The sequence below is a fragment of the Streptomyces sp. BK208 genome, assembly GCF_004364245.1.
Taxonomy (GTDB): Bacteria; Actinomycetota; Actinomycetes; order Streptomycetales; family Streptomycetaceae; genus Streptomyces.
In genome coordinates this window covers 120,387-134,233 of sequence record NZ_SOAV01000004.1, presented here as the reverse complement: position 1 = coordinate 134,233, position 13,847 = coordinate 120,387, and the positions used below count along the sequence as shown (strand labels likewise).

The window sequence follows — 13,847 nt, the reverse complement described above, 5'->3', positions numbered from 1 at the left end:
ATGTCCCTGCGTGCCCGGCAACGTTGTCACACCGTCCTGACCGGACTCGCCGTCCTCGCCCTCTCCCTCGCGCTCGCCGGTCCGGCGCACGCGGCCGCGCCGGCCGCCGACTCCTGGACGGAGGTGGGCTCCGACCGTGCCGATCCGCTGACCGAGAGCCAGGGCCTGGCCTCCGTCGAGGTCCCGGCGGGCAGTCCCAACCGCTACACCGGCATCGGCACCGTCCCCCTCGGCCTCAGCGCGCGCGGCTGGAACCACGTCGGCGACCCCGACGCCACCTACGACGGCCACTACATCGAGCCGTACCAGCGCGACAGCGGGAACACGAAGATGTTCCGCGTGCAGGCGCCGGACGGGAGCTGGTCGGAGTACGTGCACACGCTGAGTGCGGGGGAGGCGCTGAACAACTCGTGGTCCGCCGTCTCCCCGGACGGCCAGTGGATGCTGGCCGGCGAGTGGGGCACCATGGACCGGCTGCTGGTCTTTCCCACCCCCGGTGTCAACCCCGCCACCTCGCCCTCGGCCGACCTGCCCCGGGCGGCCACCGTCCGCCTGGACCACGCCGTGCGCGACGTCCAGGGCTGCGACTTCCTGGACGCGACCACGCTGCTGTGCTCCTCCGACGACCCGGAGGGCACGCTCTTCGGCCTCACCAAACCGCTGCTGCGCGTCGACCTGTCGGCCGCGCCCGGCGGCGGCGACGTCACCGGGCACGTCACCGCGCTGCGGCAGCTGCCCCTGCGCAGCGCCTGCTCGGGCGGCTTCGAGGCGGAGGGCGTCGACTACGACCGGCGGACCGGAACCCTGCGCGTGATCGTCGTGTCGCCGGGCTTCTGCGTCCTGACGGACAGCAAGACGTACCGGTTCACCCGGGGCTGACCCGGCCGCTTCGCGCCGGGCCGCGCGGGGTGCTTTTCTGGGGGTATCGGCGGTGCCCACGAGAGGAAGCGATCACGATGGACGGTGAGCGACTGCATCCCGAGTCCGTCTCGGTGGAGCTGAGCGGATGCAGCAAGGAGGACGCCCGGACCGTGTTCGACGCCCTGTGCGCGTGCTACTCCTCCGACCGGCACGCGGGCGACGCGACCCGGGAGTACCACGAGGTGCGCCCGACGGTGTGGCTCGGCACCTTCGACGTGGCCGACGCCCACGGCGGGGCGTGCGACCCCGCCCGGCTCGGGTCGTCCGTGGAGGCCGACGTGCAGGGCGGCTACTGGGCGATCGAGAGGTTCCGCACCACGCTGGACTCCCTGTTCACCGTGCACGACCTGAGCACGGCCTCCGGAGACCAGGAGCGGGAACTGCACGTCCGTCTCGAAAGCCACTGACCAGGCATCTCCGCATCAGGCCCGGTGACCGGTGAGGTGTGCGCCACCCTGTTGTGCAACTAGTTGCACAACAGGGTGGCGGTCCTCTACAACAGAGGCACCACACCGCGCACGGAGGGCCCGATGAGCCGTTACCCGCACCTGCTGAGCCCGCTGGACCTGGGCTTCACCACGCTGCCCAACCGGGTCCTGATGGGCTCCATGCACGTCGGCCTCGAGGAGGCCGAGCGCGGCTTCGAACGCATGGCGGCCTTCTACGCCGCCCGGGCCCGCGGCGGCGTGGGCCTGATCGTCACCGGTGGCATCGCCCCCAACGACGAGGGCCGCCCCTACCCCGGCGGCGCCAAGCTCACCACCGGGGCGGAGGCCGCACAGCACCGGACCGTCACCGACGCCGTGCACCGCGAGGGCGGCCGCATCGCGCTGCAGATCCTGCACTTCGGCCGCTACGCCTACCACGCCGACCTGGTCGCCCCGAGCGCGCTCCAGGCCCCGATCAGCCCGCACGTCCCGCGCGAGATGACCGACGCCGAGGTCGAGCGCACCATCGACGACTACGTCCGCACCGCACGCCTGGCGCGCGAGGCCGGGTACGACGGCGTCGAGATCATGGGCTCCGAGGGCTACCTGATCAACGAGTTCATCGCCGCCCGGACCAACCACCGCACCGACCGCTGGGGCGGCTCGTACGAGAACCGCTGCCGTTTCCCCGTCGAGATCGTCCGCCGGGTGCGCGAGGCGGTCGGCGAGGACTTCATCGTCGTCTACCGCCTCTCCATGCTCGACCTGGTGCCCGGCGGCTCCACCCTGGACGAGGTGATCACCCTCGCCAAGGCCGTCGAGGCCGCCGGAGCCACGATCATCAACACCGGCATCGGCTGGCACGAGGCCCGCATCCCCACCATCGCCACCTCCGTGCCCCGCGGCGCCTACACCTGGGTGACCAGGCGGCTGATGGGCGAGGTGTCCGTCCCGCTCGTCACCACCAACCGCATCAACACCCCCGAGGTGGCCGAGGCACTGCTCGCCGAGGGTACGGCCGACATGGTCTCGATGGCCCGCCCGATGCTCGCCGACCCCGACTTCGTCGCCAAGGCCGCGGCCGGGCGCCCCGAGGCGATCAACACCTGCATCGGTTGCAACCAGGCCTGCCTGGACCACACATTCAGCGGACAGATCACCTCCTGCCTGGTCAATCCGCGCGCCTGCCACGAGACCGAGCTGGTCCTCGCGCCCACCCGGCGGCGCAAGCGCGTGGCCGTCGTCGGCGCCGGACCGGCCGGCCTCGCCTGCGCGGTGAGCGCCGCCGAACGCGGCCACGAGGTCACCCTGTTCGACGCCGCCGCCGAGATCGGCGGGCAGCTGAACGTCGCCCGCAAGGTCCCCGGCAAGCAGGAGTTCGACGAGACGCTGCGCTACTTCCGCACCCAGCTCGCGGCCCACGGCGTCGACGTCCGCCTGAACACCCGCGTCGGCGTCGGCGACCTCACCGGCCACGACGAGGTCGTCGTCGCCACCGGCGTCACCCCGCGCACGCCCGACATCCCCGGCGTCGACCACCCCTCCGTCGTCGGCTACCTCGACGTCCTGCGCGACGGTGCCCCCGTCGGCGAGCGCGTCGCGATCCTCGGCGCCGGCGGGATCGGCTTCGACGTCGCCGAGTACCTCACCGACGGCGGCGACAAGGCGCACGAGGACCCCGGGACGTACTTCCGCCTCTGGGGCGTCGACACCGACTACCGCGCGCCCGGCGGCCTCGCCGCACCGGAGCGGCCCGCACCGCCGCGCACCGTCCACCTGCTCCAGCGCAAGGCCACCAAGGTCGGCGCCGGGCTCGGCAAGACCACCGGCTGGATCCACCGCACCGAGCTGAAACACCGCGGCGTCACCATGGTCCCGGGCGTGCGCTACGACCGTATCGACGACGCCGGACTGCACATCACCGTCGGTGACGAGTCCACCGTGCTGGAGGTCGACACCGTCGTCCTGTGCACGGGCCAGGAGCCGAGCCGGAGCCTGTACGACGACCTGGTCGCCGCCGGGCACAGCGCGCACCTCATCGGCGGCGCCGACGTGGCCGCCGAACTGGACGCCAAGCGCGCCGTCAAGCAGGGCACCGAGCTGGCGGCGGCGCTGTAGGAGGCGCGTGGGCCGTCCCTAGGATGAGCCCATGTCACTCCCGCACGCGATCCTCACCGCCCTGGTCGAAAAGCCGTCGTCGGGGCTGGAGCTGACCCGCCGGTTCGACAGGTCGATCGGCTACTTCTGGTCGGCCACGCACCAGCAGATCTATCGCGAGCTGGGAAAGCTGGAGGGGCAGGGCCTGATCCGCGCCCTGCCCGGCCAGCAGCCGGCCCGCGGGCAGAAGAAGTCCTACGAGGTCCTGCCCGCGGGCCGCGCCGAACTGGCCCGCTGGACCGCCGCCCCGCACGACCCCAAGCCCCTGCGGGACACGATGCTGCTGCGGCTGCGCGCCGCCGCAGTGGTGGGCACCGCCGGGGTCGGGGCCGATCTGCGTCGCCATCTGGAAATGCACGAGCGGCAGTTGGCCGAGTACGAGGAGATCGAGGAGCGGGACTTCCCGCCCGACCGGGACAGCACCGAGGACCGCCTGAGGCACCTGGTGCTCCGGGCCGGCATCGACCTGGAGACGTTCTGGACCGGGTGGCTCAGGCACGCGGTGGCGGAGTTCGCCGAACTGCCCGGCGACGAACCGGCCTGACCGCGGTCACGGCGGTGGGGGCGCCCGGACGGAGCCCCCGGCGCAGAACCGCGGTCGGTACGGCGTCGGCGCGGGTACGGCCCATGACCGGTACGACCCCGGCACCGGGACGGCCCATGACCGGTACGGCTCGGAACCGGTACGGCCCAGGACCGGGACGGCTCAGAACCGGTACGGCTTCGAGCGGCGGCGCAGGAACCAGGCCGCGGCGATGACGCCGGCCCCCACCAGCGCGCCGCCCGCCACCAGGGTGGCCGTGCCGTAGTCCTGGATCGCCCCGCCGAGGCCGCCCATCACACCGCCCGGCGACGCGGACGGGGAGGGGACGGCGGAGCGGCTGGGGGAGGGCGAGGGCGCCGAGGACACGATGACCGTCTGGGCGCCGGCGTTGCTGTTGTTCGAGCACATGACGATCACCGTGTACGTACCGGGCGAGATGCCCGACCAGGCCGCCGACTGGCCCGAGCCGCTGCCGGACAGCGCCACCTGACGCCCCTCGGCGAAGTCCCGCTGGCTGCTGGTGAGCAGCGAGGCGGTGCCCCAACTGCCGTTGAGCTGGGCGCAGGCGGTGGTCGTGACCGACACGGTGGTCCCGGTGGTGCTCACGGAGATGCCCGGACCCGCGAGGGCCGGTGCGGCGGCCGGGAGGACGGGCAGCGCGGCGGCCGCCGCCACGGTCGCACCCGAGCGGAGAAGTGGCGATGAGATGCGCATGTCGACTGCCCTTTCGGCGGCACGGCCGGCGGTACATCCCTTGCGCCGCCGGGATCGGGAACGCCCGTGCTCCCTCTGGCAGCCAACAGGGCAGCGGCCGTGCCCGCATGCGGAGCGCGACCGCCCAGGTGACGCGTCCACCGCCCGCCCCCGCCGGGTGGCGGCCGCACGGCGTCAGCCCGTACCCGTGGTCACCTTCCGCTCCGCCGAGAAGCCGCCCCAGGTCCCGTCGGCCAGCCGCGCCCGGATCCGCACCCGGTGGGTGACCCCGGCCTCGCGTCCGGCGTAGAAGCTGTACTCGGCTCTGTCGCGCGGCGCGTCGGCGCCGTAGACCAGCGAGGTCGCCGCACGGCCGTCCAGGTGGATCTGGTACTCGGTCACCGCAGTCTCGGTGTGCGGCGGGATCCAGGAGAGGTCCAGGTAGTACGCCCCGTCGGCCCGGTGGGAGGCGGCGCGCAGCGCGGTGGGCGCGGTGGCGTGCCCGTCGTCGGAGCCCGGGGTGGTGAGCCGGACCGCGGCACCGGCGGGGGAGACGTTGTCGGCCGCGTCCCGCGCCCGGACGGTGAAGGAGTAGCGGGTGCCAGGCCGCAGCCCCGTGACCACGGCAGCCGTCTGGGCGCCACCGACGCTGTGCACCTTCGCGTCGCCCTGGTAGACGTCGTAGGACACGACGGCACGGTCGTCCTTCGCTGCCGACCAGGTGAGCTGGACCGCCCGGCTGCCCGCCGCCCGGCCGCGCACGTCGCCCGGAGGGGCCGGGGCGGAAGCGTCGGCCGCCGCGGCGGGCGTGGTCGCCCGCACCTCCCGGCTGCGCGGTCCGAGCCGGCCGTCGCCGTCCCGCGCCCGCACGGTGAAGGCGTACGCCGTCGAGGGGCGCAGCCGGGTGACGTCCACCATCCGCTCGGACGCCGGCACCTTCTTCACCAGCGTGCCGCCGCGGTACACCTCGTAGCCCTCGACGCCGTCGACCGCGTGCCACATCACGTGCACGCTCGTCGCGCTGCCGGCCTGCGCGGTGACGCCCATGGGCACCGCGGGCAGCCCTCCGCCGCCGTCGTCCTCGCCCCCGCCCCAGCCGCAGGAGGTGAGCAGGACCAGTGCCCCGCCGAGCAGAGCGCACCGGCGCCGGAAGGCCGGAACGGGTACGTCACGCACGGATCTGCCTCCCAACGGCGCCGGCTCGACGGCGATGACCCGTAATGGTCCGGACCAATATGGCGCCCCAGGTGCCGTCACATCAAGAGGGCGTCACACCAGGAGGGCCGTGGAGGACAATCGTCCGGAAGTGTTCCGTACGCTGAGGCACCCGTGTTCCCAACTCCCGGGTTCCCGCCGGGACTGGGCCGATGGCGCGAGGACCGCTGTCGTCGCCGAACCCCGCGCCGACCCCGGTGCAGACCCCGCGTTGGTGCCGGGCGGCCGGACGGGTCGCGGGCGTCGCAGGCCCGGCCCCGCCGGCCCCCGGTCGCCCGCCTCCCGGCCCACGGGCCGGACGACGGGTGTGCACCGTCTGGCCCTGCAAAAGGTGGCCGCCGGGAGCGTTTCGGGGACAGATGGGGCCGAGTGCTGCCATGTCCCCGAGGAGAGGCCACATCCGTGCGTGTCCAGTCGCTCACACTGGTCGCGGCCAGCGCCGCCCTGCTCGCCCCCACGACGTTCCCGGCCGCCCCGCCCCCGCCGGAGGCCGGCCCGTCGGCGCGCGTCCTGCTGCCCGGTGTCCCGGAGCGTGCCGGGACCGTGCGGGCGGACCGGTCCGGGGTCCGGGTCGGACCCGTCCCGCACGGCCCCGCAGGCCGGTCCCGGCCCCCTTCGCGGGTCCGGCCCGGGGCCGGACCCGGGCACGGCGCGGGCGACGGGCCCGTCCGCGCCGCCGACCTGCTGGCCAGAGTCCGGGACTGCGACCCGGTGTCGTCCGGGCGCTACCGCAACGACGCCGGAGCACCGGCCGACATCCCGGTCTGCGGCACGCGGGACGCCGTGTACTGGAAGGCCGATCTGGACGTCGACTGCGACGGCCGGCCCGGCGACCGGTGCAACAGCCACACCGACGCGCAATTCAGCCCGTCCACCGCCTACACGGAGTCGGACGGCCGCCCGCTGGACGCGGAACACCTGCCCTACGTCGTCGTACCCGGCCCCAGCGACATCTGGGACCACCGGGAGGACGACGTCCGCGGCGGATCCCTCGCGGCGCTCGTGCACGGAGACCGGGTGCGGTACGCCGTCGTGGGCGACGTCGGCCCGCGCGACCTCATCGGCGAGGCCTCCTACGCCGCCGCCCGCTCCCTCGGCATCCCCGCCGACCCCGAGGGCGGCGGCGTCGCCTCCGACGTGACGTACATCGTCTTCAAGGGCAGCAAGGCCGAGCCCATCGAGGACACGGCCGCCGCAAGGAAGGCGGGGGAGCGGCTGGCCCGGAAGTTCGCGGCGGGCGACTGAGCGGGCCGGGGCCGGCCGGGGCCCGGCGGAGTGCCCGCCGCTTCCCGGCCGTGCGCCCGGACCGTCCGCTCATGCCTTCCGGTAGGAGTACGCCTCCGCGGCCGCCGCCTCCACGGCCGCCAGGTCGGCTCCCGTCGCGGCCGTGACGACCGCCGCCACCGCGCCCTCGACGAACGGCGCGTCCACCAGACGGGTGTCGTCCGGCAGTTCGTCGCCCTCGGCGAGCAGCGCCTTGACGGTGAGCACCGCACTGCCCAGGTCGGTGAGTACGGCCACCCCCGCGCCACGGTCCACGGACGCGGCGGCGGCCGCGACCAGTTCCGAGCTGGTGCCGAAACCGCCGGAGGCGGTACCGCCCGCCGGGGCGACGGCCACGTCCCCGGCGCCGCCCGCCAGGGCCTTCGCCAGCTCCGCCACCGAGGCGGCGACCTCGGCGCTGTGGGAGACCAGGACGATCCCCACCGACTGCTGCCCGTCACTCACCGGCCGTCTCCTTCAGTGCCTCGAAGAGCAGTGCGGCCGAGGTCGCCCCCGGGTCCTGGTGCCCGATGCTGCGCTCGCCCAGATAGCTCGCCCTGCCCTTGCGGGCCTGCATCGGCGTCGTCGCCTCGGCTCCCTCGGCGGCCGCCGCACCGGCCGCGGCGAACGAGTCGCCCAGGGCGTCCACGGCGGGCGTCAGCGCGTCGACCATGGTCTTGTCGCCCGGCGCGGCACCGCCCAGCGTCCGGACGGCGTCCACCCCCGCCCGCAGCGCCTCGGCGAGCTGGTCGGCACTCACCTCGGCCGCGTCCCCGAGCGTCTTGCCGGTACGGCGCAGCAGCGTGCCGTACAGCGGGCCGGAGGCACCGCCGACCGTGGAGATGAGCTGCCGTCCGGCGAGGGTGAGGACGGCACCGGGCGTGTCGGGTGCCTCCTTCCCCAGTGCGGCGGACACGGCCGTGAACCCGCGCTGCAGATTGCTGCCGTGGTCGGCGTCGCCGATGGGTGAGTCGAGGGCGGTGAGCCGCTCGGCGTCGCGGTCCACCAGCGCCGTGGTCGCCGTCATCCAACGGCGGAAGAAGTCGGCGTCGAGCACAGGATCTCCTTGCCTGGTAGGTACGTCGCGATTCTTCCCCCGCCCGCCGTCACATGCCCCACCGCAGGCCCGGAGTACTGACCGGTGCGTCCCACAGGGCGAGCAGTTCCTCGTCGATCTGGCACAGGGTGACCGAGGCGCCGGCCATGTCGAGGGAGGTGACGTAGTTGCCGACGAGGGTGCGGGCGACGGCGACGCCCCGCTCGCCGAGGACGCGCTGCACCTCGGCGTTGAACCCGTACAGCTCCAGCAGCGGCGTCGCGCCCATGCCGTTGACCAGGACCAGGACGGGGTTGCGCGGGGCGAGGTCGGTCAGCACCGCCTCCACGGCGGCCTCGGCGATCTCGCCCGAGGTCATCATCGCCCGCCGCTCCCGGCCGGGCTCCCCGTGGATGCCGATGCCCAGCTCCAGTTCTCCGGCGGGCAGGTCGAAGGTGGGGCTGCCCTTGGCCGGCGTGGTGACGGCGCTGAGCGCCACACCGAAACTGCGCGAGCCGTCGTTGACCCGGCGGGCGATCGCCTCCACCTGCTCCAGCGGCCGGCCCTCCCGCGCCGCCGCCCCGGCGATCTTCTCCACGAACAGGGTCGCCCCCGTACCGCGCCGGCCGGCCGTGTAGAGGCTGTCCGTCACCGCCACGTCGTCGTTGACGAGCACCTTCGCGATCTGGATGCCCTCGTCCTCGGCCAGTTCCGCGGCCATGTCGAAGTTGAGCACGTCACCGGTGTAGTTCTTGACGACGAACAGCACCCCGGCCCCGCTGTCCACGGCCGCTGCGGCCCGCACCATCTGGTCCGGCACCGGTGAGGTGAAGACCTCACCCGGACACGCGGCCGACAGCATCCCGGGGCCCACGAACCCGCCGTGCAGCGGCTCGTGCCCGGAACCACCCCCCGACACCAGGGCGACCTGCCCCGCCACGGGGGCGTCCCGGCGCACGATCACCCTGTTCTCGACATCCACGGTCAACTCGGGATGGGCGGCCGCCATACCGCGCAGCGCGTCGGCGACGACGGTCTCGGGAACGTTGATGAGCATCCTCAAGGGTATCTCCTAGGAAGAGCGGTGGACGGGCCTGCGGCGGGTGTTTTTCCTGGTCGGAGCAGGGGCGAGCAGTTGGGTGACGTTGGCGGTCGTGGCGGTTGGGGCGGGTTCCGGCGGTACTGATACTGACTCGGCGCTGACTCGGTGACGAGGTGTCAGTCGTGCGGCGTGCCGACTGCGCACCGGCAAGAGACCTACAGGGGCAGTATCAGCCTTGCGCGTGTGAAGGTCACCTGAAGCGCGGTCCGGAGAGTTCCGAATCCGCCGATCCGGCAGACACGGTCACCTCTCGGAACGGGGGTCACATCCCGAGGGGCCGACCGGTCCCGGCCGGGCGCCGACGGCTGTTTCGGACGAAACGGTATCGGGCGACTCGGCGTCGCGCGCGAGGACACGGAGACGCGCAGCGGGCCGCGTCCGGCAACGGGGGGGGGCTCCGGGCGCGCGCGGCGCTGTTCTGCTGCGTCGACCGGGGTGGCGGAGGCGCTCATCTTCGTGGACGGCGCGTGACGCTCCTTCCTTCGGGGCGCTCGGAGCGCCGTTTCCCACCGACCCGCACACAGTGGTTCCTGAGCCACCCGTTTCCGGGAAGAGGGAGAGGCATGTCATGAAGATCGCGGTCTTGGGCGGTACCGGGCTGATCGGCTCGCAGGTCGTCGAGAACCTGAACGCCGCCGGACACGAGGCGGTACCGCATGCGCTGTCCACCGGGGTCGACGTCGTCAGCGGCCAGGGGGTGGACCGGGCGGTCGAGGGAGCCGACGTCGTCGTCAACCTGACGAACAGCCCGACCTTCGACGACGCCTCCCTGGCCTTCTTCGAGGCCTCCATGGGAAACCTGCTGTCCTCCGCCGGAGACAGTGGGGTGGGGCATTTCGTCGTCCTCTCCATCGTCGGCGTCGACAAGGTGCCAGAACTGGACTACTACCGCGCCAAGGCCCTCCAGGAGGAGCTCCTGCGGGGCGGTCCCGTTCCGTACTCGATCGTGCGGGCCACCCAGTTCATGGAGTTCATGGACGCGGTCCTGGCCTGGACGGCCGACGACGACAGCGTCCGGCTGCCGCCCACGCCGATCCAGCCGATCGCCGCGAAGGACGTCGCCGCCGCGGTGGCGGAGGTCGCCGTGGGCGCACCCCTGAACGGGGTCCGCAACATCGGTGGGCCCGAGGTCTTCGCCCTCGACGACCTGGGCCGGCTGATCCTGTCCCGCAAGGGTGACAGCCGCACGGTGGTCACCGACCCCTCCGCCGGGATGTTCGCGGCAGTCAGAGGCGACGTGCTCACCGACACGGACGCACACCTGGCTCCCACCCGGTACACCGACTGGCTCTCCTGAGCCGTGGCGGTGCGGGGCGGCGGGTGCGGTCCTTCGTGCGGGCCGCCCCGGTCACGGCGCAGCGGTGCGGGATCGCGCGGAAGCGGCCCGGGCGGCTCGTCGTGGGCGAGGGCACGGGGGAGGTACGTGACGCGGTCCGTGCGCACGGTCCCGACGCCGAGCCTGCCGCCCTGGAGCCGGCCCCGCGACGTCCATCGGCCCGCGCCGGCCTCCGGGTCCGCCGGACGGAGCACCGGGTCCCGTTCGACGGCGCCGGACGCCTGCTCGGCCGAAAGGGCCCGTGCCACATGTCGCATCGGCGCGGCCCGCGATTCCCGACGGCGCGCCGGTCCCCTAATCTCGTGCGTGAGGGCGGGCGGACGCTCCGCGCGCCGGCACCGGGGGAGGCGATCGTGCTCGCCAGTGGAACACGGTGGTTCGTGGGCACGGTGGCCGTGCTCTGCGTGGTCCTCGTAGGTTCCCGTTCCCCCGGCGGCTCCGACGCCGGCCGGAGCCGCCCCGTGCGGCCCGAGCGCGACGTGGTGGCGAACCGCGTCATGACGTGGAACCTCTGCAACCCGTGCAAGGAGAGCAACGCCCACCGGGCCGCCGAGATCGCCGCGTTCGCCCCTCAGGTCCTCGGCGTGCAGGAGGCCTGCGTGCGGGACGTCGAGGCGATCCGGGACCACTTGGAGAACATCCACGGACTCGTCTACCACGTCCGGTACGGGACGGTCCTGAACAAGCGGAGCCGCTGCGGGGGAACGCCCTGGAACCCGGGCGCGTTCGGTCAGGCCGTCCTCTCCGCCGCGCCCATGACCGACCACGTCGGCGTGGAGTACCCCGAGGGCGGCTCCGAGGACCGCGGCTACATGGCGGTCACCACCGAGGTCGACGGCCAGAAGGTACGGGTCTTCAACACCCACCTCGCCCAGCGCCGGCAGGAGTCGGTCCGGGCGGGGCAGGCCGCCGTGCTCGCCACCGAGGTCGCCCGGCATGAACGCGCCATCGTCCTGGGTGACTTCAACGCGGTGCCGGACGCGCCCGAACTCTCGCGCCTCTGGTCCCTGGCCGTCGACGCGGACCCCGGGTGCCGTCCCGCGGGCACCGCCGCCGGCACCTGCCGGGCCACCACGGACTGGCAGAGCAAGTTCGACTACGTCTTCCTGCGCGGCATCGCCCCGGGTGAGTACCGCGTGCATCCCTCCCGGTACTCCGACCACCACCTGTTCTACGCCGACCTCGACCTGGCGTGATCCGGTCTGAGCTATCGTTCTGAGCACCCTGGGGATCACGTCCGTCGCGCGAACAAGGAGCTGCAACACGCCCTTGTACAGGCGGGATTCACAACTCCTGACCGGAGTCCGGGGTCTCCGCCCGATCACACGCAGAGAGAATCGGATGCGCATCAGAAACACGAGCCTCGCGCTTGCAGGTTCCGCGATGGCGGCCGCTCTGGTCACCGCCTCACCGGCCGTCGCGGACTCCACCCCCACACTTCCCAAGCCCTCGCTCACCGGTGTCCTCGCGGTGCAGAAGCAGGCGATGGCCGCGGGGGCGCCCGGCGCCCTCACCCGGATCGACGCCGGCTCCGCGGTCTACCGGCTCTCCACGGGCAAGGCGGACCGGGCCGCCGGCACGCCCATGGACGCCGACCGCAGGTTCCGCGTCGGCAGCGTCAGCAAGAGCTTCACCACCGTCGTGCTCATGCAGCTCGTCGCCGAGGGACGCATCGACCTGGACGCGCCGGCCAACGACTACCTGCCGCAGGCCCTGCCCGACGACCGCATCACCGTGCGCCACCTCCTGAGTCACCGCAGTGGACTGTGGGACTACACGAACGACATGTTCTACAACACCGTGCCCGGCTTCGAAGCCGTGCGGAACAAGGTGTTCACGTACCAGGAACTCATCGACCTCTCGACGGCGCATGCCCCCACCAACCAGCCGGGAGCCGCCTACAGTTACTCGAACACCAACTTCGTGGTGCTGGGCCTGATGATCGAGCACATCACGGGCGTGCCGATGGCCACGCAGTACCAGCAGCGGATCTTCGAGCCGCTCGGCCTGAGGAACACCTCGTACGTCCACCCGCGGACGACTCTCACCGGTTCGTACGCACGCGGCTACGTCCGCGACGACGACACCACGCTGCCCCTGGTGGACTCGACCGAGCAGACCGTCTCGTGGGCGCAGTCGGCCGGTGCCGTCATCTCGAACGCCGCCGACCTGAACCGCTTCTTCGCCGCGGTCGTCTCCGGCGAACTCGTCGGCCCCGCGCAGCTGCGCGAGATGATGAGCATGGTCCCGGTCAACGCGGACCAGACCCAGTCCTACGGCCTCGGGCTGCGCGGCAGGAAGCTCTCCTGCGGTGTCACCGTCTACGGCCACACCGGCACCGTCCAGGGCTACTACACCTACGCGTTCACGACGGCCGACGGCCGGCGCAGCATGTCGTCGATGGCGAACACCTCCAACAACGGCACGGTGAACACCATCCTCGGCGGCACCCTCGAGGCCGCCTTCTGCGGCACCGACCCGACGCGGACGACCACTCTCAGCCGCTCCGCCGCGGCCGACGACGGTCACACCGAGGACATCGCTCCGCAGGTCGTACGTCACTGACCCGGCCCGGCGCGTAGCCCTCGGGTCACGCGCCGGCACCGCCGCCGGGGGCCTGTCACCACGGGCGCTGTCCGGCCGGGACGGTCAGCGGGGCGCGCGGCGGATGCGGAGCGGACCGCGCGCTTCGGCCTGCGTCACGGGCCGGCCGGCCCGGGTCACCTCCACCTTGCCGGCCGCCGCCAGCCGCCAGGCCGCTCGGCGGGCCGGTTCCATGAGCGCTCGCCAGCCCTCGTCGTCACCGTCGTAGGCATGGCGTGCGGCGTCGGACGGGCAGATCGAAGCACCGTCCCGGCGTCGCTCCAGCAGGGCCGTGATGGCCCGTTCGAGCCGTCGGGTGAGCTGCGCGTCCGTCTCCGTCACGCCTTCCAGTGTGGCCCCGGTCGCCCGGGCGGGCGAACTGCGGGGCCGACGCTTCCGGCAGCCGGGGTCCCGGTTGGCCCACCAGGGGGAACACCGGGGCCGCGTGACGCGAGCGGCGGGCCGGGGGCGTCCGTGACGGGGACACTGCCGGGGAGTCAGCGCGCGCCGCCCGTGTACGGGCACCGGAACGGTGCGTGGATCGTCCTCGGCCCCGGGAGGCACACCAT

Annotated in this window: 14 protein-coding genes; 8 read left to right on the top strand and 6 right to left on the bottom strand. The window is 73.2% G+C overall.

The window, feature by feature from the left end:
- From EV562_RS11595 to EV562_RS11580, 4 genes are all read left to right on the top strand, one after another.
- On the top strand, nucleotides 1–879 hold the full coding sequence (locus EV562_RS11595; RefSeq protein ID WP_133886681.1) for a hypothetical protein: 879 nt from the start codon (nucleotides 1–3) through the stop codon (nucleotides 877–879).
- Nucleotides 880–956: 77 nt separating this feature from the next.
- Nucleotides 957–1,328, top strand: a complete 372-nt coding sequence (locus EV562_RS11590) for a hypothetical protein (protein ID WP_133886680.1) — start codon at nucleotides 957–959, stop codon at nucleotides 1,326–1,328.
- Between the two features lie 123 nt (nucleotides 1,329–1,451).
- Entirely contained in the window at nucleotides 1,452–3,467 is a 2,016-nt protein-coding gene (locus EV562_RS11585) for an NADPH-dependent 2,4-dienoyl-CoA reductase (RefSeq protein WP_133886679.1), read from the top strand.
- Between the two features lie 31 nt (nucleotides 3,468–3,498).
- Complete coding sequence (locus tag EV562_RS11580) at nucleotides 3,499–4,050, top strand: PadR family transcriptional regulator (protein WP_133886678.1); 552 nt, start codon at nucleotides 3,499–3,501, stop codon at nucleotides 4,048–4,050.
- Between the two features lie 162 nt (nucleotides 4,051–4,212).
- Here EV562_RS11580 and EV562_RS11575 read toward each other — a convergent pair whose 3' ends face one another.
- Together EV562_RS11575 and EV562_RS11570 are read right to left on the bottom strand one after the other, a co-directional pair.
- Entirely contained in the window at nucleotides 4,213–4,764 is a 552-nt protein-coding gene (locus EV562_RS11575) for a hypothetical protein (RefSeq protein WP_133886677.1), read from the bottom strand.
- A 174-nt stretch (nucleotides 4,765–4,938) separates the two neighbouring features.
- Entirely contained in the window at nucleotides 4,939–5,919 is a 981-nt protein-coding gene (locus EV562_RS11570) for a fibronectin type III domain-containing protein (protein ID WP_133886676.1), read from the bottom strand.
- Between the two features lie 441 nt (nucleotides 5,920–6,360).
- On the opposite strand from EV562_RS11570, the gene EV562_RS11565 reads away from it, so the two are divergent.
- On the top strand, nucleotides 6,361–7,203 hold the full coding sequence (locus EV562_RS11565; RefSeq protein WP_166661727.1) for a glycoside hydrolase family 75 protein: 843 nt from the start codon (nucleotides 6,361–6,363) through the stop codon (nucleotides 7,201–7,203).
- Nucleotides 7,204–7,272: 69 nt separating this feature from the next.
- On the opposite strand, the gene EV562_RS11560 is transcribed toward EV562_RS11565, so the two are convergent.
- Genes EV562_RS11560 through dhaK form a run of 3 tightly spaced genes read right to left on the bottom strand, consistent with a single transcriptional unit; the run spans nucleotide 7,273 to nucleotide 9,320 of the window.
- Nucleotides 7,273–7,686 carry a PTS fructose transporter subunit IIA gene (locus EV562_RS11560; RefSeq protein WP_166661726.1) on the bottom strand — a complete coding sequence of 138 codons (414 nt, stop codon included), beginning with the start codon at nucleotides 7,684–7,686 and terminating at the stop codon, nucleotides 7,273–7,275.
- Nucleotides 7,679–8,278 (bottom strand): dihydroxyacetone kinase subunit DhaL, encoded by a 600-nt coding sequence (gene dhaL / locus EV562_RS11555; protein ID WP_133886675.1) that lies wholly within the window; start codon nucleotides 8,276–8,278, stop codon nucleotides 7,679–7,681. The genes EV562_RS11560 and dhaL overlap by 8 nt, the downstream gene beginning before the upstream one ends.
- 49 nt (nucleotides 8,279–8,327) lie before the next feature.
- Complete coding sequence (gene dhaK, locus EV562_RS11550; RefSeq protein ID WP_133886674.1) at nucleotides 8,328–9,320, bottom strand: dihydroxyacetone kinase subunit DhaK; 993 nt, start codon at nucleotides 9,318–9,320, stop codon at nucleotides 8,328–8,330.
- Between the two features lie 607 nt (nucleotides 9,321–9,927).
- On the opposite strand from dhaK, the gene EV562_RS11545 reads away from it, so the two are divergent.
- The 3 genes from EV562_RS11545 to EV562_RS11535 all read left to right on the top strand — a co-directional run bounded on the left by EV562_RS11545 (nucleotide 9,928) and on the right by EV562_RS11535 (nucleotide 13,260).
- Entirely contained in the window at nucleotides 9,928–10,656 is a 729-nt protein-coding gene (locus tag EV562_RS11545) for an NAD(P)H-binding protein (protein WP_133886673.1), read from the top strand.
- Between the two features lie 389 nt (nucleotides 10,657–11,045).
- The gene (locus EV562_RS11540; protein ID WP_243860049.1) at nucleotides 11,046–11,891 is read left to right on the top strand and encodes an endonuclease/exonuclease/phosphatase family protein; all 846 of its coding nucleotides are present in this window, start codon (nucleotides 11,046–11,048) and stop codon (nucleotides 11,889–11,891) included.
- 145 nt (nucleotides 11,892–12,036) lie between these two features.
- Nucleotides 12,037–13,260 (top strand): serine hydrolase domain-containing protein, encoded by a 1,224-nt coding sequence (locus EV562_RS11535; protein ID WP_133886671.1) that lies wholly within the window; start codon nucleotides 12,037–12,039, stop codon nucleotides 13,258–13,260.
- Nucleotides 13,261–13,344: 84 nt separating this feature from the next.
- Here the strand turns inward: EV562_RS11535 and EV562_RS11530 are convergent, their stop codons facing one another.
- The gene (locus EV562_RS11530; RefSeq protein ID WP_133886670.1) at nucleotides 13,345–13,620 is read right to left on the bottom strand and encodes a DUF3253 domain-containing protein; all 276 of its coding nucleotides are present in this window, start codon (nucleotides 13,618–13,620) and stop codon (nucleotides 13,345–13,347) included.
- Nucleotides 13,621–13,847: the final 227 nt, after the last annotated feature.